The organism is Actinospineispora spinosispora DSM 44797, assembly GCF_000429025.1.
GTDB classification, from domain to species: Bacteria; Actinomycetota; Actinomycetes; order Mycobacteriales; family Pseudonocardiaceae; genus Pseudonocardia; species Pseudonocardia spinosispora.
Genome location: NZ_KE386834.1, coordinates 137924 through 156666, shown reverse-complemented (window position 1 = coordinate 156666; position 18743 = coordinate 137924). Strand labels below are relative to the sequence as shown.

Genomic DNA, 18743 nt, shown 5'->3' with positions numbered 1-18743 from the left:
GCGGTGCTCTATCGGTCACGGAGGGCCGGCCTTGTACCCGACACCACGCACGGTCAGGACGACCTCCGGTCGTTCCGGGTCCTGTTCGACCTTCGACCGCAGCCGCTGCACGTGCACGTTGACCAGCCGGGTGTCGGCGGCGTGCCGGTAACCCCAGACCTGTTCGAGTAGCACCTCTCGAGTGAACACCTGACGCGGCTTGCGTGCCAGTGCCACGAGCAGATCGAATTCCAGCGGGGTCAGCGAGATGGGGTGGCCGTCACGCACGACCTGGTGCGCGGGGACGTCGATGGACACGTCGCCGATGGACAGCGTCTCGGCGGGCTCGGCGTCCGTCCGCCGCAGCCGTGCCCGGATGCGGGCCACCAGCTCCTTCGGCTTGAACGGCTTGATGACGTAGTCGTCGGCGCCGGACTCGAGACCGAGCACCACGTCGACGGTGTCACTCTTTGCGGTGAGCATGACGATCGGCACACCGGACTCGGCGCGGATCGCCCGGCACACGTCGATCCCGTTCATCCCGGGCAGCATGAGGTCCAGCAGCACGACGTCGGGCCGCAGCTCACGCACGGCGGGCAGGGCACGCGGCCCGTCGGAGACGACCGCCGTGTCGAAGCCCTCTCCCCGTAACACGATGGAGAGCATTTCGGCCAGCGCCGGGTCATCGTCCACCACCAGCACGCGAGACTTCATAATTGAATGATCCCATCCCCCGGAATCGAGATTAACCTGGGCCTATGGGTATTAGAAGGCTCAACCATGCGGTCCTCTACATCCGTGACGTTCAGCGCAGCGTCGCGTTCTACCGTGACGTACTGGCCTTCCGAGTGGTACACGAGCTGCCGGGCGCCGCGTTCCTCCAGGCCCCTGAGTCGGACAACGACCACGACCTCGGTCTGTTCCAGGTGGGTCCGGACGTGGGCGACTCGACGGCGGGCCGCTCCACGGTCGGGCTCTATCACCTGGCGTGGACCGTCGAGACGCTGGCCGACCTGGCGGATCACGCGAGCAGACTACGCGCGGCCGGCGCACTGGTCGGCGCGTCCGACCACGTGACGACGAAGGCGCTCTACGCCAAGGACCCGGACGGCCTGGAGTTCGAGGTCAACTGGCTGGTTCCGCTGGATCGCGTCACCGAGGACATGCGCGCCACGGTGGCGACGCGCCCCCTCGACCTGGACGCCGAGATCGCCCACTGGGGCGCGGACCTCGTCGGCATGGCCTAGAGCCCCCGCGGGTCGGGCGTCTGAGCACCCTGAGTCGGGACTCTCAGCACACCCGGGAAACACGTCGGGGGCTGAATACGGTCGGCGACATGCCGCTGACCCACCCTGCACACCCGTCACACCCTGGCCGCCCGCACCGGCGGGAGGTCGGGGTGAACCCGGTGTTCACCCGCGAGCCGATGACCGTGCCGAAGTACACGATGCCGGCCGACTGCATGGACCCGGAGATCGCCTACCAGATCGCGCACGACGAGCTGATGCTCGACGGCAACGCGCGGCTGAACCTGGCGACGTTCGTGTCCACCTGGATGGAACCGCAGGCCACCAGGCTGATGACCGAGTGCTTCGACAAGAACATGATCGACAAGGACGAGTACCCGCGCACCGCCGAGCTGGAGGAACGGTGCGTCCGGATGCTCGCCCACCTGTGGCACGCCCCGGACGCCCGGCACGTGGTCGGCTGTTCGACGACCGGGTCGTCCGAGGCGTGCATGCTCGCCGGTCTCGCGTTGAAACGTCGCTGGCAGCGGGCCCGGCAGGCGGCCGGCCTTCCGTCGGACCGGCCGAACATCGTGATGGGCATCAACGTCCAGATCTGCTGGGAGAAGTTCGCCAACTTCTGGGAGGTCGAGCCGCGCTACGTGCCGATGGACGGCGACCGGTTCACGCTGTCGGCCGACGAGGCGCTGAAGCTCGTCGACGAGAACACGATCGGTGTGGTCACGATCCTCGGTTCGACGTTCGACGGCTCGTACGAACCGGTCGCGCAGGTGGCGGCCGCGCTGGACGACCTCGCCGAACGCACCGGGCTGGACGTCCCGATCCATGTCGACGGGGCGTCCGGCGCGATGATCGCCCCGTTTCTGGACCCCTCGCTGAGCTGGGACTTCCGCCTCGACCGGGTCGCCTCGATCAACACCTCGGGCCACAAGTACGGGCTGGTCTACCCCGGCGTCGGGTGGATTCTCTGGCGGGACTCGGCCGCGCTGCCCGAGGAGCTGGTGTTCCGGGTCAACTACCTGGGCGGGGACATGCCGACGTTCGCGCTGAACTTCTCCCGGCCCGGCGCGCAGGTGGCCGCGCAGTACTACAACTTCCTGCGGCTGGGCTTCGAGGGATACCGGCAGGTGCAGCAGGCCTGCCGGGACGTGGCGACCCGCCTGTCGGCCGAGATCGCCAAGCTCGGCCCGTTCCGGCTGCTCACCGACGGCAGCGAGCTTCCGGTGTTCGCGTTCACCCTGAACGACGACGTCACCGGGTACTCGGTGTTCGACGTGTCGGCGGGCCTGCGGGAGAGCGGCTGGCTGGTGCCCGCGTACACGTTCCCGGCGAACCGCACGGACCTGGCCGCGCTGCGCATCGTGATCAGGAACGGTTTCAGCCACGACATGGCCGACATGCTGCTCGCCGACCTGGCCCAGCTGCTGCCCCGGCTGAACCGCCAGTCCGAACCCACTCGAGGCGCCGAGTCAGCCGGTTTCGCCCACGGCGCCAGCTCCCCCACCTGAAACGCCCATGATCACCACCGTCTCAGGGCTGATTTTCCGCGACGAAACAGCCGTCACACGGTGGTGATCATGGGAGCTGGGCTTCTAGACCGTCGAGCAGGTAGGTCAGGCCGGTGGTGAAGGCTCCTTCGAAGTCGTCGTCGTAGAGGTAGCCGTTGGCCGCCAGGGTCGGGTACCTGTCGCTCTGGGCGCGCAGTTTCTCCTGGCCGAGGCGGCGTTCCTCGTCGGAGATGTGCAGCACCGACTGGGCCGCCGTCGAGCCCATGACGTGGTTGTAGAGCGCCCAGGTCGCCGCCGGGAGACGGTCCCCGGTGAACCCGGCGCGGACCAGGGTCGCCTGCAGCAGCTCCATCCAGGCCAGGAAGTTCGGCCCGATGCTCGGCCGTCGTCGCGCGGGGACGGCGGCCGCCCAGGGGTGACGCAGCAACGCGGTCCGCCATGCGTTCTGCACCGCGACGACATCCTCCCGCCAGTCCACCCCCCGGCCGATGCCCGTCGGGACCTCGCCGAAGATCTCGTCCACGACCAGGTCGATGACGTCGTCCTTCGTGTCGACGTGCCAGTACAGCGACGGGGCACCGACGCCGAGCCGGTCGGCCAGCCGACGCATGGTGAGCCGGTCGATCCCCTCTTCGTCGAGCAGCGCGACGGCGGCGTCGACGATCCGCTCGATCGTCAGCGGTTGCTCGTCCCTCGTGGCGCGACGGGGCCGCAACCACACGCTGCGCACCTGGGCATCCGACCGCTCGCCCACCATGACCTCCGTCACATTCCGCGCGCCAGGCCGTCCGACCGGGCGGGGCCAGCGTAGTAGGGTGATCGCCGCAACTAACGTTGTTCGATGCCTCATACAGTGTTAGGCAGGTGGTCGGGACATGACGGACGACACGGGCGGCTCCCGGTCGTGGACGCTGCCGGTGGTGAGCGCGGCCCAGCTGTTGGTGGTGCTGGACGGCACGATCGTGAACATCGCGCTGCCGTCCGCGCAGCGCGCGCTCGGCATGTCCGACGGCAGTCGGCAGTGGACCGTCACCGCGTACGCGCTGGCCTTCGGCGGCCTGTTGCTGATCGGTGGACGCGTGAGCGGCGCACTCGGTCACCGGCGGGCGTTCATGATCGGGCTCGCCGGGTTCGCCGCCGCGTCCGCGCTGGCCGGGACCTCGGTGAGCCCGGCCATGCTGTTCACCACCAGGGCGCTGCAGGGCGCGTTCGCCGCCTTGCTCGCGCCCGCCGGGTTGTCCCTGCTCAGCACGACGTTCACCGAGCCCCGGGAGCGCGGCCGGGCGTTCGGGGTATTCGCCGCGGTCGGCGCGGCGGGCGCGGCGGTCGGGTTGATCGTGGGTGGCCTGCTGACCGAGTACGCGGGCTGGCGGTGGTGTCTCTACATCAACGTGCCGATCGCGTTGCTGGCGCTCGTCGGCGGCATCGTGGTCCCGCGTGACCTCGGCAGCCGCACGCGGCTCGATGTAGCCGGAGCGGTGCTCAGCGCGGGAGCGTTCACCGCCGTCGTGTACGGCTTCAACCAGGCCGAGTCGCTCGGCTGGGGCTCTCCCAGGGTCCTGCTGCTGTTGGTCGCCGGGGCGGCGCTGCTGGCCGGTTTCGTCGCCGTCGAGGCGCGTGTCCCGCACCCGTTGCTTCCGATGCGGATCGTCATGGACCGCGTCCGGGCAGGCGCGCTGCTCGGCGTCGCGTTGATGTTCCTGGCGATGTTCGGCTTCTACCTGTTCGTCAGCTACTACACCCAGACCGTGCTCGGCTACACCCCGGTCCAGGCAGGTCTGGCGCTGCTGGTCAATGCGATGGCGGCGCTGGCCGGATCGATGCTCGTCACCCGGCGGATGGCGGCGTCGAGACTCATCGTGGGCGGTCTGCTCACGGCGGCCGTCGGGATGTTCGTGCTCAGCCGCGTGACGGTGCACAGCGACGCGGTCCTGGTGCTGTACCTGCTGCCGGCACTCGCGCTCACCGGCCTCGGGCTCGGTTGCGTGATGCCCCCGACCGCGAGCCTGGCCACCTCGAACCTGCCCTCGAACGACATCGGCGCCGCATCCGCGACCTACAACGCGGCACAGCAGCTCGGCGCCGCGCTCGGCACCGCCCTGCTGAACACCGTGGCGGCCGGCGCGACGGAGCCCGTGCTCGGCTACACCACAGCACTCACGGTCGCCGTTCTCATCCTCGTCGCGGCAGCTGTCCTCGCCGCCGCGACGACCACGTCCCGCCGTCCCACCCACGAGGGAGCACCCGTTGCCTAGCGCGACCTTCGTACCGGTCATCGACCTGTCCGAGCGGGACAGCGAACCGGGTCGCACGACCGTCGCCGAGCTGATCGGACGAGCCTGCGAGAGCTCCGGCTTCTTCATCGTCGTCGGCCACGGCGTGTCGCCGGAGCTGATCGCGCGCATGTACGCGACGACCAGCTCGTTCTTCGCCCTGTCCGACGCCGAGAAGGACCGGGTGGCCAGCCGACCCGGCGTGTCCGGCTTCCGACGTGCCGGCGGGACCACGGCACAAAGCCTCGACCAGGAGTCGCCGCCCGACCTGTGCGAAGCCTTCGGCGTCCATGTCACCGGCGAGCGTGACGAGCGGGACCGCGAACGGCTCGGCGACTACTGGGCGCCCTGGAAGCTGGCCAACGCCTGGCCGGAGCGGCCCACCGGCTTCGCCACGACGTGGCACGAGTACATGTCGGTCATGTCGGAGCTGGCCGGCGACCTCATGCGACTGTTCGCCCGCGCCCTGGACCTGGACGAGGCCTTCTTCGACGACTTCTTCGACGACCACGTGTCCGCGCTGATCGCCAACTACTACTACCCGCAGCACCGGGCGCCGCTGCCCGGCCAGCTACGGCGCGGCGCGCACACCGACTTCGGCGCGTTGACCGTGCTGTACCAGGAGGACGACCTGGGTGGACTCCAGGTGCAGCTCGGCGACACCACGTGGCGCGACGTGCCGGCGCTCCCCGGCAGCTTCGTGGTGAACATCGGTGACCTGATGGCGCTGTGGTCGGGCGGTCGGTGGGTGTCGACGATGCACCGGGTGGTCAACCCTGAGCGCGGCAACACGTCGTCCCGGATCTCGATCCCGTTCTTCTACCAGCCCAACCACGATGCGCCCGCCACCGAGGACGTGACCTCCGGGGAGTGGATCGCGACGAAGATGATGAAGCTGTTCGCTACCTGACTCACTCGGCCGGGCGCCAGCCCGGTGGGCCGAACAGGTAGCCACCCCAGTGCCGCCAGGATCGTGCGCGCCGCAGGTCAGCCGCGATCGCGGCGTACTCACCGAACTGCAGCCTGATGACGTTGTAGGTGTTGACCGGCGTGGTCAGCCCGTACGTCGGCCGCTGTCGTTCCTCGGCGAAGGTGCCGAACATCCGGTCCCAGATGATCAGGATGCCCGCGTAGTTGCGGTCGAGGTACTCCGGATCGCTGCCGTGGTGCACACGGTGGTGCGACGGGGTGTTGAACACCAGCTCGATCGGCCGGGGCAGCTTGTCGACCTTCTCGGTGTGCACGAAGAACTGGAAGATCAGGTTGATGGAGAACCCGGTATAGACCATCCACGGCGGCATGCCCAGCAGGGGCAGCGGCAGCCACATGAGGTTCTCGAACCACAGGTTCCATTTCTGCCGCAGCGCGGTGGAGTAGTTGAAGTACTCGCTGGAATGGTGCGCCTGATGCGCCGCCCAGATGACCCGTACCCGGTGCGAGAGCCGGTGGTAGAAGTACCAGAGCAGGTCGATCCCGATGATCAGCAGCGCCCAGGTCCACCAGGCGTCCTCTGGCAGGTGCCACGGCGCGACGTACACCCAGAGCGCGGCGTAGCCGACCAGCCCGACGGCGCGGAACAGGATCGCCAGGCCCGAGCCGATCAGCCCCATCAGCAGGCTCGTCCGGGTGTCGGCGGGTGCGTAGCCGCGCAGGTTCTCTTCGGCGCTGTGCCTGATGGCGAACAGTTCGACGACGATGAACAGCAGGAACACCGGCACGGCGTAGCCCACCGGATCGTGCAGCTGCTCTTCGATGTTGGCGAGCACGTCACCCTCCCGGGTCGGACTTAACTCGCCGGTAACTTACCGTGTCTCCTTCGGTTCGTGGTACTCCTCACTCCTGTCCTGGTTTCGGGCTGCGCCCGGGGGCTTTCACTGAGGGGGCTGCCGCCCCAAGCCGCACCGCAGGGCCTTGGCGGCCCTGTGGTGCGGCTTAGGTTGCCAACGAACTTCTTTCTGGTCGCGTTGGGCGCATGGCTGGTGTTCGCCTGATTGCGCTGTTCTGGACGTGACCGCTTACCGCTCGTTCGGGTCTATTGGTGGCTTGACCTGCTGAAACACTGCTTTTGTCGGTGTTCGAACGTATGATCGATGACATGCAGGGTGGGGTGTCGGTCGGTTCCTGGCTCGCGCGTATGTCCGCTGGGCCGGTGCTGGGTGCTGTCCTTTCCGCCCTGGACATGACTGCTGTTGCTGACGAGTTCGTGGTGGATGTGTTGCAGGCGTGTGCGCGTCAGCGCGCGCATGTCGAAGGGCTGTATACGGCGGCGGTCACCACGGTGGTGCAACGCGCCGCGGTGGTCGGGTCGGAGCAGTACGCGTCGGATGAGGTGCGGGCGGCGTTGACGATGTCGCGCAGTCGAGCGAAGGACGAGTGCGATTTCACCCAGGTCCTGTGCCTGGAACTACCCGCGGTCCACGCGGCGATGCTCGCCGGGCTGATCGATCGGGATCGGGCGTTGGTGTTCACCCACCATCTCGCTGGGCTGCCCGACGACCTGGTCGCCGCGGTGATCGCTCGGGTGTTGCCGGTCGCGCCGGGGTTGACCACTGGGCAGTTGCGGGCCCGGATTCTGAAGCTGATCATCACCGTGGAGCCGGATCGGGCCGAGGATCAGTACGAGCAGGCTCTGGCTGATCGGATGGTGGTGGGGTACCTGGATTCCTCGGGTACCGCGACCGTCACCGCCACCGGCCTGCCACCGGATGAGGCGGCGGCCGCGACTGAGCGGATCGCGAAGCTGGCGCGGGATGCGAAACGCGCCGGGCATCGCGGTCGGATCGATCAGCTACGTGCCGACATCTTCCTGCGACTGCTCGACGGGCGGTTCTATCACCTGACCCACACCCAGATGATCGCCGCGCTGCTGGCCGAAACCTCCCCGCCACGCCCGGCCACCCAACCGGCCGACCCCGAATCCGGCGTTGAAGAGCCGGTCGAGGCCGCCGTCGGCGTGGTGGGCCGGGTGACCGGGATCGAGGTCCGGGCCCGCCTCGATACCCTCGCCCGACTCAACAACCTGCCCGGCGAACTGCCGGGGTGGGGGCCGATCCTCGGGTCGGTCGCCCGGCGCGCCGCAGGACGTCAGCACGGCGGTCAGTGGCGGTGGGTCGTCACCGACCCCGACGGCTACCTTCTAGCCGAAGGCGTCACCCGCCGCAGGCCCGCCACCAGCCCACCCGGCTACCGCGCCGGGGGCGGGATCGTCGAGTTGGCGATCCCCGCCACCACGCTCGCCCGACTGGCCAAAGACCCACCGCGTGCATGGGCGAAAATCATCACCGACATCGCCACCCAATACCGGCAGTCCCGCGAGCGGGATCCCGCCGAGAGACTGGACGCCCAGCCGGGACGGCGACATCCGGCCAGCGCCCTACGGCGCTACACCCAGATCCGGGACCGCACCTGCACCGCACCAGGCTGCCGTCGTTCGGCAGTGCGGTCTGAGCTGGACCACACCCTCGACAACCAACACGGCGGGCCCACCACCAGCACTAACCTGGCGCCCGCCTGCGCACACGACCACGCACTCAAACATCGAGGAGGATGGAAGGTCACCCAACCCCGACCGGGCCAGTTCCGCTGGACGAGCCCACTCGGGCGCATCTACCCGACCCGGGGAGAACCCATCACCGAGCCCGAAGGAGAGCAGGACCCTGCACCGTTCTAGATACCCGAGCCGGCGATGACGTCCGCAAGCTGCGTGAACGACGTACTCGCGCTGCCGTCCAGGACGTGCCACGGGCTCAGCCACGCCGACTCGGCCAGCGCGTCGTACAGCAGCGCGCAGCGGTCCTGCAGCTTGTCGTCGGACTCGTAGGCGTCGCGGGTGCGGGCCGCGTCCTGCGACTCCCGCTGCGCGGCACGGGCGGCGGCGAGCGACCGGGGCACCCGCAGGAGCAGCTGCAGATCCGGACGGGGCAGGTCGAACCGGTCCAGCTCCAACGCGCGGACCCAGCCGACGAAGTCACCGTCGACGGGCTGGTGCAGCCGCGCCGCGCCGTAGGCGGCGTTGGATGCGATGTAGCGGTCCACCAGGACTACGTCGACCGTGGCGAGCGCCGCGCGGATCTCGGCGGCCGCCGCGCGGCGGTCCAGCGCGAACAGCACCGCCATGCCGTAGACCGAGTCGGTCAGGTCGCCCAGCCGGCCGTGCAGCGCGTCCGACACCAGCGGGCCGTACACGTCGGTGTCGTAGCGCGGGAAGGCCAGCCGGGACACCGAGACGCCACGCGCCGACAGCTCGGCGCACAGCCCGTCGGTCAGTGTGCGTTTTCCGGCGCCGTCCAGGCCTTCGATGACCACCAATCGCCCCACGCGCCGCAGCGTATCCGGCCTGCTCACGAGGCGAGCAGCTCGGCCACCGTCGGCCAGGTCGCCGCGAACCCGGGGTGCAGCTCCAGCCCGGGCACGCGGTCCAACCGCACCCACTCGACGGCCTTGCTCTCCGAGGTCGCCGCCTCGACCGGCACCATCTCGGCAGCCTCGCCGACGACCGTGACATAGGACCAGCCGCCGTGGTCGTCGACGTACGTGCCGGTCACCTCGAAGGAGCCCTCGGGCAGCGCGGCCTCTTCCCACGCTTCGCGGCCGGCGGCCTGCTCGGCGGTCTCGGACGGCATCCGAGCACCACCGAGCAGACCCCAGGTGCCACCGTGGTGGCTCCACCAGGACCGATGCTGCATCAGCAGCCAGTCCGTCCCGTCCGGCGCGCGGTGCCGCAGAAGCAGCCCCGCCGCGCCGAACAGGCCCCAGTGCTTGTGGCCGAGCGCGCAGTACGCCCAGCCGTCGCCCGGTGGCACGCGGAAGGTGTCAGTACCGGTAGTGGTTGGGCTTGAAGGGCCCCTCGACGTCGACACCGATGTACTCGGCCTGGTCCTTGGTGAGCTTGGTCAGCTCGCCACCCAGCGCCTCGACGTGGATCCTGGCGACCTTCTCGTCCAGGATCTTCGGCAGCATGTAGACGTCCTTGTTGTACTCCTCGTGCTTCGTGAACAGCTCGATCTGCGCGATCGTCTGGTTGGCGAAGCTGTTGGACATCACGAAGCTCGGGTGGCCGGTCGCGTTGCCCAGGTTCAGCAGACGCCCCTCGGACAGCACGATGATCGAGTGCCCGTCGGGGAACACCCACTCGTCGACCTGCGGCTTGATGGTGATCCGCTGGACGCCGGGGTAGCGGGCGAGACCCGCCATGTCGATCTCGTTGTCGAAGTGTCCGACGTTGCCGACGATCGCCTGGTGCTTCATGCGCGCCATGTGGGCGGCCGAGACGATGTCCTTGTTGCCGGTCGTGGTGATCAGCAGGTCGGCCTTGTCGATCACGTCGTCGAGCCGGGCCACCTGGTAGCCCTCGAGCAGCGCCTGCAGCGCGCAGATCGGGTCGGCCTCGGTGACGATGACGCGCGCGCCCTGGCCGGACAGCGCATCCGCCGCGCCCTTGCCGACGTCGCCGTAGCCCGCGACGACCGCGACCTTGCCGCCGATCAGGACGTCGGTGCCGCGGTTGATGCCGTCGATCAGCGAGTGCCGGATGCCGTACTTGTTGTCGAACTTCGACTTGGTGACCGAGTCGTTGACGTTGATCGCCGGGAACAGCAGCGTGCCCGCCTCGGCGAACTGGTACAGCCGGTGGACGCCGGTGGTGGTCTCCTCGGTGACGCCGCGAATCTCGGCGGCCGCCTTGGTCCAGCGCTGCGAGTCAGCCGCGAGGGACCTGCGCAGCGTGTCCAGGATGACCTTGTACTCGTCGGGGTCGTTGTCGTCGGCGTTCGGCACGACGCCGTTCGCCTCGAACTCGACACCCTTGTGGACCAGCAGCGTCGCGTCGCCGCCGTCGTCCAGGATCATGTTCGGGCCGTGGGTGCCGCCCTCGCCGTCCGGCCAGGTCAGCATCTGCTCGGTGCACCACCAGTACTGCTCCAGCGACTCGCCCTTCCAGGCGAAACACGGCACACCGGCAGGCGCTTCCGGGGTTCCGTGCGGGCCCACCACGACAGCGGCGGCGGCCTCGTCCTGGGTGGAGAAGATGTTGCAGGACGCCCAGCGGACCTCGGCGCCGAGCGCGACGAGGGTCTCGATCAGCACCGCCGTCTGCACCGTCATGTGCAGCGATCCGGATACGCGGGCCCCGTGCAGCGGCCGGGCCTCGGCGTACTCGCGCCGCAGTGAGATCAGCCCGGGCATCTCGTGCTCGGCGAGCCTGATCTCCTTACGCCCGTACTCGGCCAGCGCCAGGTCGTCCACGGCGAAGTCGATGCCGTTGACGGTCTTGAACCGTCCGCCGGACTGATCGGTATCGGTCGTTGGTGCGCTCATCTGAAGAATGTCCTCCCATAGGTCACAGTCCGGCCCAACGCTACCCGGCTGCATCGATCCAGTGTGGGGTGTTCGCACGTGATCCTCGCTGCTCACCGCAGAGCGGCTGGTCACCAGCCGTGAGTGGCGAGTGTCGCTATAGGACCACTCGCCACTCACGGGTTCCTCAGGCCTCGTGCGGCGCGATTGCGGCGTCGAGGACCGTGCGGGCCTCCTTGACGCGGCCGCGCATCGCCAACAGACCGGCCGGGGCCAGCGCGTAGCCGTCGTCCACCGCGATCGGGCAGTTCTCCAGCAGACCGCTCAGACCGGAGTCGCGGCGCAGCGTCGACCGCAGCGCGGCGAGCCCGGACTCGTCCGGCTGGCGGAACACCCCGCCGGTGAGGATCACCAGCCCGACGCCGGCGCGCGCCAGACCGTCGCCGGTCGCCTGCACGTGACGGCGGACCGCGAGGACGGCGGCCAGCGCCGCGAGCCTGCGGTCCTCGGCCCGGCCACCGGCGTCGATCGGGACGTAGTCGGTCTCCTCGGCGAGCCTGCGGACCGTGGGTCCCAGCAGGTCGGCCTCCACCGGGTCGACGAGCCCTTCGGCCTGCCCGTCGGTCAGGATGCCCGCGCAGGTCGGCCGCATGCCGAGGTCCGCCTCCGTGGTCGGCCAGCTGATCTCGGGCTCGGCATCACCGGCCTGAGGTACCCCGGAGTACACCTCGGTCGTGGACGAGCCGACGTCCACGACCAGGACCGCGCCGCTGCCGGCACCCCTCGAACGCACCAGCTCAGCCAGCCCGCGCCGGACCGCGTCCGGCGTCGGCTGCCGTGCCAGCCTGCGAAAACGCGCGGTCGTCGACGAGCCGCGACCGCCCACCAGGTGACTGCCGAGCAGCTCGGCGACGGCTTCCCGAGCCGGCTCGGGCACGAACGTGCCGTCCTCGCGCAACACGCCGTCGGTCGCCAGAACCGATCGGCCGGTCGACTTGAGCAACGCCAGCGCGTCGACCCGCACCGGCTCACGGGCCGCCAGCACGATCGGCGCCCGGACCCGGGAGCGGGCCAGCCGCGCGGCGTTGCGCAGCAGGGTCTGTTCCGCGGCGGCGTCCATCCCGTCCACCAGCAGCACCACGTCCGGCCGACTGGCGCGCAGGGCGCGCACACCGGCGGGTTCGAGCAACCCGGCCTCGATGTGCACCACGCGTGCGCCGGCGGACCGTGCAACCCGGTATCCGGCCTCGGTGGAGCTCAGCACCTCCTGCCCGACCACGGCGAGCCGCAGCCCGCCGCCCGCGGAGGAGCAGGCGAACAGTTCGGTGTCCGACTCGGCGGTCCCCCGAGGGGTGAGCGGGTCGTCCAGGCCGACGGCCATGGCCGCGCCGCGGACACCTTCCAGCAGGTCGTGCGGGGTGCTCGGGTGCTGGGCGCAGCCGATCGGTTCGCCATCGGCGTCGATTCCGAGCGCTTTCACCCAGCCCGAGCCCACATCTATGCAGACGATCGCGCGGGCCATGACTGCGCACACTATCCAGCATCGCGGCGCCACGCGGGTTACGCCGCGCGTCCCGGGCACGTCGGAGCCCCGTCGAGCGTTACCACAGCTATACCGCTGTCAACGTCATTTCGCTGTACCGTCTGGCCCCAAGAGATCCACCAGATGCCCCACGCCGCCGATAGTCGACGACCCTGGAGCGATGATGCTCGGACTGATGCAGGACCGCCCGTTAGCTCTTCCGCACGTGTTCCACCGCGCGGAACAGCTGTTCGGTCACAAGCAGATCGTGACCGCCACCGCTGACGGTGTGCAGACCACGACGATCGCGGACTGGGCGGTGCGGGTACGCCGGCTGGCCACCGCGCTGGACCGCCTCGGCATCAGCTCCGACGGCCGGGTCGGGACCTTCTGCTGGAACACCGCCGCGCACCTCGAGCTGTACATGGCCGCGCCGTGCACCGGGCGGGTGCTGCACACGCTCAACATCCGACTGTTCCCCGAACAGCTCACCTACATCGCGAACCACGCCGAGGACGAGATCGTCTTCGTGGACCGTTCGCTGCTGCCGTTGCTGTGGCCGCACCAGGACAAGATGGAGACGGTCAAGCATTTCGTCGTCATCGAGGACGGCGCCGACGCCGAGATCCCCGATGATCCGAGGGTGCTGGACTACGACCGGCTGCTGGCCGAGTCCGAGCCGTTCGCCGGCCGGTTCCACGTCGAGGACGAGAACAGCGCGGCCGCGATGTGCTACACGTCCGGCACCACGGGCAACCCCAAGGGCGTCGTCTACTCGCATCGTTCGACAGTGCTGCACTCGCTGATCTCGCTCACCGCCGACGCGGCCGGGTTGTCCGAACGCGACGTCGTCATGCCGATCGTGCCGATGTTCCACGCCAACGCGTGGGGCCTGCCGTACGGCTGTCTGCTGGCCGGTTCGACGATCGTGTTCCCCGGGCCGAACATGACACCGAAGGCGATCCTGGAGCTGCTCGCGGCGCACAAGGTGACGGTGACCGGCGGCGTCCCGACGATCTGGATGGGCGCGTTGCCGCTGCTCGGCGACTACGACCTGTCCCACCTGCGCACCCTGCTGTGCGGCGGGTCGGCCGCGCCGAAGTCGCTGTCCGAGGCCTACCGGGAGAAGCTGGGTATTCCGCTGCTGCACGCCTGGGGCATGACCGAGACCAGCCCGATCGCGACGATGTCCACCCCGCGCAGCCATCACGACGAGCTGACCGAGGACCAGCGGGCGAACTCGCGCGCGAGGCAGGGCCAGTCGGTTCCGCTGGTCGAGCTGCGGCTGGTCGACCCGGACACCGGCGAGGAGATGCCCTGGGACGACGAGCACACCGGCGAGATTCACGCCGCAGGCCCGTGGATCGCCAAGGAGTACTACCGGGGCGAGGGTGGCGGCGCGCAGTACACCGAGGACGGCTGGCTACGTACCGGTGACGTCGCGGCGGCCGACCGCTACGGCTACCTGCGGCTGGTCGACCGTACGAAGGACCTGGTGAAGTCCGGCGGTGAGTGGATCAGCTCGGTCGAGCTGGAGAACGAGATCATGGCCCACCCGAAGATCGCCGAGGCCGCGGTCATCGCGATCCCGCACGAGCGGTGGGTCGAACGCCCGCTGGCGTGTGTGGTGCTCAAGCCCGGTGAGACGCTGACCGCCGAGGAAGTGATCGAGTTCCTCACCCCGAGGGTCGCCAAGTGGTGGCTACCGGACGCGGTCGAGTTCATCGACGAGGTGCCGAAGACGAGCGTCGGCAAGTTCTCCAAGAAGACTTTGCGGGACAAGTTCGCCGGATACACCAGCAGCTGACCCGATTCGGCATTCGGAGTAATGCGATGGACCGAATGCCCGCACAAAAATGCTCCGAACACAATTCGGCCGGCCCTACGCCCGTTATGGCGTGGGGCCGGCTGCATTGGTGTGTGACGGCTGAGGTCAGAGGGACAACAGCCGGTCGAAGAATTCCCGGTACTTCCCGAAAGCGATCCGCAGCTCCTCGGTGGAGGCTTCCTCGCCCACGCCGCTCTCCAGGTTGCCGCGCTGCGTGCGGAACGTCCGCTCCAGCTCCTCCAGCACGTCGGAGACCAGCTCGTCCACCCCACGCACCACGTGGCGGGGGTCGTCGACGAACTGCCCCTTCAGGTCGTCCCACCTGGCCTGGTAGCCCTTCGCGGTGGTCGGGTCGATCAACGCCGCACCGCTGGTAGAACCCTCGGCGGCGGTCGCGTGGGACCGCCCGTCGGTGGCCGTGGCCGGCTCGGTCGTCGCCGCGCGGGTGTCCGCGTGGCCCGTTCCGGCGTGGTCCGCCCCGGCGTTCACCGGTGCACCGTCGTCCATGATGCCGTGCGACAGAATGCGCTCATCGGTTCCGCTCATGCCCTGGTCTCCTTGCCCTCGACTCGCTCGTCCACTCGGCCGTCGGCTCGCGCCGACTCGTCCCGATTGCCCCGTGCCCGGGGAATGTCCTGCTCAGAACCGTTCTTCCAGTCCTGGTCGGTGTCACGCACCAGCGCGTCGACCAGCGAGCGGTAATGGGTCACCGCGTTACGCAGGTCCTCGGTGCTGGCCTCGCCGTTCCGGTTGGCCCGCGCGATCTGCCGCGCCTCGCGGTAGTTCTGGGTGACCACCGGGTACTTGACCGACAGGTCCTCCGCCCGCCTGTCGAAGTCGTCCACCGGGTAGCCGCGCGCCGACATCACGTCCACGACCAGCCCGTCGGCCTTGCGAACCGCACCGCTCGGGTCGTCGACGAACTCACGCTGGACGTCCGACCAGCGCTGCTCGTACTGGCGACGCTGCCCCTCATCGAGCTCCTTGAGCTCCAGCTCGTCGTGACGCTTCTTCCGGGCCAGCAGCTGCGCCTCGGCCTGCTTCGGGTCGCCCGTGTCCTCGACCTTGCGCTCGTACTCGGGCCCGAACCGATTCTGCAATTGCTCGGACCGGCGTTTACGCGCCTGCTGATAGATCACCAAGCCGAAAACGGCAAGAATGATCACCACAATAACGATCACTAATGTGAGTGTGAGACTGTCCATACCGGTCGCATTCCCCTGAGAACACCAGCGCAACCTGGAGTGTGACGCCCATCACACTCTGACCGGTTTCACTCTCTGGTGTAGATCTGCCTCAAAATGTCGGCGAGTGATTAGACAGCCAGGCCGCCAGGTACTACTTCTTATCCGGTGATCCCAAAAATCGGCCGTCACAGGGCAGAGACCGATGCGGTCGATGTGGCTGAAGAGGCCGCCGCTCAGGCGCGCGCCGACTCCAAGAAGCCCTCCGGCGGCTCCCGGGCGCTGAAGACACTGCCCATGCTCGTCGTGCTGGTACTGCTGGCCGTACTGGTGCCGTCGTTCGTGGCCCGCGTCTACGCCATCCCCTCGGGATCGATGGAGACGACCTTGCACGGCTGCACCGGGTGCGACAACGACAAGGTGCTGGTCGACAAGCTCACCTACCGGTTCAGTACCCCTCAGGTCGGCGACGTACTGGTGTTCGCCCGCCCCGCGACCTGGACCAACAGCGAGCTGGGCGATCCGCCTCAGCCGACCGGGGCCCTGGGCAGGATGTTCGGCGAGATCGGCTCGACGCTGGGAATCCAGGCGGCCGGTGAGACCGACCTGATCAAGCGGGTCGTCGCCGTGGGTGGCCAAACGGTGTCCTGTTGCGACTCCCGCAACCGGGTCGAGGTCAACGGTCAGCCGGTGGACGAGCCGTTCGTCTACTACAGCGCCGAGTTCGGTCCGGCCGAGCAACGACCCTTCGGGCCGGTTCGCGTTCCGGAGGGGTCGCTCTGGATGATGGGCGACAGCCGCAACAACTCCGTGGACTCCCGGGCTCAGGGCGACGGGCCGGTTCCGCTGGCGGACGTGATCGGGAAGGCCCGGCTGATCGTCATGCCGTTCAGCCGCTTCGGGCCGCTGGCTCACTAGCCGCCGTCCCCGCTGGCCACCTAGGTCCCACCTCGCAGAGCTTCATGTCGCGTCGCAGACGTTGCAACATCTGCGACGCGACACGAGCCTCTGCGAAGTCACCCGACCGCGAGAGAAGCTACGCGAAGTGAGAAGGCTGAACCTCGGCCCCGGCGGGGACGTGCCCGTAGGTGGCGTCCAGGAACGCGGCCAGCTCAGCCCGGGCGATGCGCAACGCGATGGCGCCGTCCGGCGAGCTGAGCACCAGCTCCAGACAGTCGGCGTTGGCCAGGTCGGGGAACACGGCGATGTCCCCCAGCCCGGCGGGACCGCTCAGACCCGAGGCGAGCAGATCTCGCGCCACGAGCCAGTACACGCCGTCGTCGCCGGGGAACCGGAGGCCGACCGCATAGGGGTCGTTATGGGACCAGCTCATGGTCACCACGACCGGCTCGACCCAGTCGAGCAGTTCCAGCTCCACCGGCCAGACCACGGTCGGCGATTCGTCCGAGCATTCCCGCCATGAACTCATCGAAGGCCCCGTTCCTCCGCGCGCGCCGTTCGCGACACCGGGCGGACCAGTGAGACGACGCTCGCGTCGCCTTCGGTCCGCCCGGATCGCATCATCGGCTTCTACGATCACAGCCGATAGCGGGGCCGAGACTGCGCCTCGACCCCACCGGTGAGTGCAGGTCCCCGACACATCCAGGGACCTGCACCCACCGGAGTACTACGAGAGTGGTCATTCGAACCCTTGCAGGTCAGCTGACGCCGTCGCCGCCGACGCCGCCACCGCCGCCGGTGGCGTTACACATCGAGTTGTCGCCGCCCTGGCCGACGAGGCCGAGCGAGGCGCCGATCGGCAGCACGCAGTTCACGTTGGTCTTGCCACCGCTGCCACCACTGCCACCGTCACCGTTGACGTCGTCGCTGTGACCGGTCGCCATCGCGTTGCCGGCGAACAGCGCCGAGCCCAGCGTGCCGAGGGTCAGCACAGCGGACGCGACTGTCGCCTTACGGCCGAACTTGCGGATCACCTTGTACCTCCAGAAAAGCCTTGACATCCAGTCGCTTATCGACTCGATGCGCGGATTACCTTTTACTCGCCCTGGATCGTCGATGTCCAATCGGCTACCCCCGCATTCATGCGAAAGCCGACGGAATCACGCTTTGGAGTGGCTGATGGCCCTAAATCGCGGCTAATCGCGACCGGGAGTGCCGTTGCTACCGATGGACTATCGTTATAACGATGGACGGCATTTCGGGGATGCCGGCGAGTGCGGTCTCGGTTTACTCGGTCTTACGAATGCGCAAACATTAACGTTTGCGCGTTGTGCCAGCTAGCAGCGGGTTACTTCACAGTAGCTCCACTACCGGCGCCCTACAGTGACGCGCGGTGCAGGCCCTCGACACATCCGAGGGCCTGCACCGCGAAAGCCAAGAACTCTGGCGTTTGTCAGCGACTAGTTGACGCCGTCGCCGCCGCTGCCGCCGGCGCCACCCGCAGCGTTGCACTGCGCGTTGTCGCCACCCTGGCCGACGATGCCCGCGGTCACGCCCACCGGGATCAGGCAGTTGGCGTTGGCCTTGCCGCCGCTACCACCAGCGCCACCGTTGCCGTTGGCGTCGTCGCCGTGCGCGAGCGCGGTCCCAGCGAATCCAACCGAACCCAGTGCGATCGCGGCGACCGCGATGGCTGCGCGCTGCCCATACTTGCGCATCAGATTGCCTCCCGATTTCATTCCAGTCGGAGCGCTTGTCGCTTCAACCGGAGATAGATCTAGCCCCTCTCAGAATCGATGTCCACGCACCTGCGAGTAGCTACCGGTAAACCACCTACAGGAGTGATCCACTACTGGGTGGTGCGTCATCCGTTAGTGTCTCAGAGGCTGATTTTTAAGCCAAAAGTGAGCGTTACAGCGCTACGCCACCCTTATGGGTGAAGTTGTTGATCAGTCCCAGGTGCCCCTCGACTCGCAAGCTGCACACCTGCCGCAGAGAAGAGGTTACT

The 18743-nt window shown here is 68.4% G+C and carries 19 protein-coding genes; 7 read left to right on the top strand and 12 right to left on the bottom strand.

The window, feature by feature from the left end:
- Window positions 1-15 precede the first annotated feature (15 nt).
- Window positions 16-693 carry an MtrAB system response regulator MtrA gene (gene mtrA / locus G406_RS0130160; RefSeq protein WP_028936677.1) on the bottom strand — a complete coding sequence of 226 codons (678 nt, stop codon included), beginning with the start codon at window positions 691-693 and terminating at the stop codon, window positions 16-18.
- 44 nt (window positions 694-737) lie between these two features.
- Here mtrA and G406_RS0130155 point away from each other — a divergent pair, with 44 nt between their 5' ends.
- Together G406_RS0130155 and gad are read left to right on the top strand one after the other, a co-directional pair.
- Window positions 738-1226 carry a VOC family protein gene (locus G406_RS0130155; RefSeq protein WP_028936676.1) on the top strand — a complete coding sequence of 163 codons (489 nt, stop codon included), beginning with the start codon at window positions 738-740 and terminating at the stop codon, window positions 1224-1226.
- Between the two features lie 89 nt (window positions 1227-1315).
- Window positions 1316-2734, top strand: a complete 1419-nt coding sequence (gene gad, locus G406_RS0130150) for a glutamate decarboxylase (RefSeq protein ID WP_028936675.1) — start codon at window positions 1316-1318, stop codon at window positions 2732-2734.
- Between the two features lie 67 nt (window positions 2735-2801).
- Here gad and G406_RS0130145 read toward each other — a convergent pair whose 3' ends face one another.
- Window positions 2802-3488, bottom strand: a complete 687-nt coding sequence (locus G406_RS0130145; RefSeq protein WP_425414645.1) for a TetR/AcrR family transcriptional regulator C-terminal domain-containing protein — start codon at window positions 3486-3488, stop codon at window positions 2802-2804.
- Window positions 3489-3609: 121 nt separating this feature from the next.
- Between G406_RS0130145 and G406_RS50815 the strand changes: the two genes are divergently transcribed.
- Both G406_RS50815 and G406_RS0130135 read left to right on the top strand, forming a co-directional pair.
- A complete protein-coding gene (locus tag G406_RS50815) occupies window positions 3610-4989 on the top strand; it encodes an MFS transporter (RefSeq protein ID WP_051342892.1) in 1380 nt (459 codons plus the stop codon).
- Window positions 4982-5917 (top strand): isopenicillin N synthase family dioxygenase, encoded by a 936-nt coding sequence (locus tag G406_RS0130135; RefSeq protein ID WP_028936673.1) that lies wholly within the window; start codon window positions 4982-4984, stop codon window positions 5915-5917. The genes G406_RS50815 and G406_RS0130135 overlap by 8 nt, the downstream gene beginning before the upstream one ends.
- Before the next feature lies 1 nt (window position 5918).
- On the opposite strand, the gene G406_RS50810 is transcribed toward G406_RS0130135, so the two are convergent.
- Complete coding sequence (locus G406_RS50810) at window positions 5919-6773, bottom strand: sterol desaturase family protein (protein ID WP_051342891.1); 855 nt, start codon at window positions 6771-6773, stop codon at window positions 5919-5921.
- A 329-nt stretch (window positions 6774-7102) separates the two neighbouring features.
- Between G406_RS50810 and G406_RS54690 the strand changes: the two genes are divergently transcribed.
- Complete coding sequence (locus G406_RS54690) at window positions 7103-8677, top strand: HNH endonuclease signature motif containing protein (protein WP_169736817.1); 1575 nt, start codon at window positions 7103-7105, stop codon at window positions 8675-8677.
- On the opposite strand, the gene G406_RS0130120 is transcribed toward G406_RS54690, so the two are convergent.
- From G406_RS0130120 to G406_RS0130105, 4 genes are all read right to left on the bottom strand, one after another.
- Window positions 8674-9324 (bottom strand): dTMP kinase, encoded by a 651-nt coding sequence (locus tag G406_RS0130120; protein ID WP_028936671.1) that lies wholly within the window; start codon window positions 9322-9324, stop codon window positions 8674-8676. The two genes, G406_RS54690 and G406_RS0130120, sit on opposite strands and share 4 nt — an antisense overlap.
- Window positions 9325-9347: 23 nt before the next feature.
- A complete protein-coding gene (locus G406_RS0130115; protein ID WP_028936670.1) occupies window positions 9348-9809 on the bottom strand; it encodes an NUDIX hydrolase in 462 nt (153 codons plus the stop codon).
- A 10-nt stretch (window positions 9810-9819) separates the two neighbouring features.
- On the bottom strand, window positions 9820-11322 hold the full coding sequence (ahcY, locus tag G406_RS0130110) for an adenosylhomocysteinase (protein WP_028936669.1): 1503 nt from the start codon (window positions 11320-11322) through the stop codon (window positions 9820-9822).
- Window positions 11323-11488: 166 nt separating this feature from the next.
- Window positions 11489-12823, bottom strand: coding sequence for a glutamate mutase L (locus G406_RS0130105; protein WP_037079352.1), 1335 nt, complete (start codon window positions 12821-12823; stop codon window positions 11489-11491).
- Window positions 12824-13007: 184 nt separating this feature from the next.
- Here G406_RS0130105 and G406_RS0130100 point away from each other — a divergent pair, with 184 nt between their 5' ends.
- Complete coding sequence (locus tag G406_RS0130100) at window positions 13008-14630, top strand: long-chain fatty acid--CoA ligase (protein ID WP_028936667.1); 1623 nt, start codon at window positions 13008-13010, stop codon at window positions 14628-14630.
- A gap of 126 nt (window positions 14631-14756) precedes the next feature.
- Here G406_RS0130100 and G406_RS50800 read toward each other — a convergent pair whose 3' ends face one another.
- Window positions 14757-15197, bottom strand: a complete 441-nt coding sequence (locus G406_RS50800) for a hypothetical protein (protein WP_051342890.1) — start codon at window positions 15195-15197, stop codon at window positions 14757-14759.
- Window positions 15194-15832: a hypothetical protein gene (locus tag G406_RS50795; RefSeq protein ID WP_064743098.1), complete on the bottom strand. Its 639-nt coding sequence runs from the start codon at window positions 15830-15832 to the stop codon at window positions 15194-15196. Before G406_RS50795 ends, G406_RS50800 begins: the two co-directional genes overlap by 4 nt.
- Before the next feature lie 219 nt (window positions 15833-16051).
- Between G406_RS50795 and lepB the strand changes: the two genes are divergently transcribed.
- Window positions 16052-16753, top strand: a complete 702-nt coding sequence (gene lepB, locus G406_RS50790; RefSeq protein ID WP_051342889.1) for a signal peptidase I — start codon at window positions 16052-16054, stop codon at window positions 16751-16753.
- Window positions 16754-16871: 118 nt separating this feature from the next.
- Here lepB and G406_RS0130080 read toward each other — a convergent pair whose 3' ends face one another.
- The 3 genes from G406_RS0130080 to G406_RS0130070 form a co-directional block, all read right to left on the bottom strand.
- Window positions 16872-17264, bottom strand: a complete 393-nt coding sequence (locus G406_RS0130080; protein ID WP_084216478.1) for an SsgA family sporulation/cell division regulator — start codon at window positions 17262-17264, stop codon at window positions 16872-16874.
- A gap of 229 nt (window positions 17265-17493) precedes the next feature.
- The gene (locus tag G406_RS0130075; RefSeq protein WP_156935231.1) at window positions 17494-17859 is read right to left on the bottom strand and encodes a hypothetical protein; all 366 of its coding nucleotides are present in this window, start codon (window positions 17857-17859) and stop codon (window positions 17494-17496) included.
- Window positions 17860-18195: 336 nt separating this feature from the next.
- Complete coding sequence (locus tag G406_RS0130070) at window positions 18196-18453, bottom strand: hypothetical protein (protein ID WP_028936664.1); 258 nt, start codon at window positions 18451-18453, stop codon at window positions 18196-18198.
- Window positions 18454-18743 lie beyond the last annotated feature (290 nt).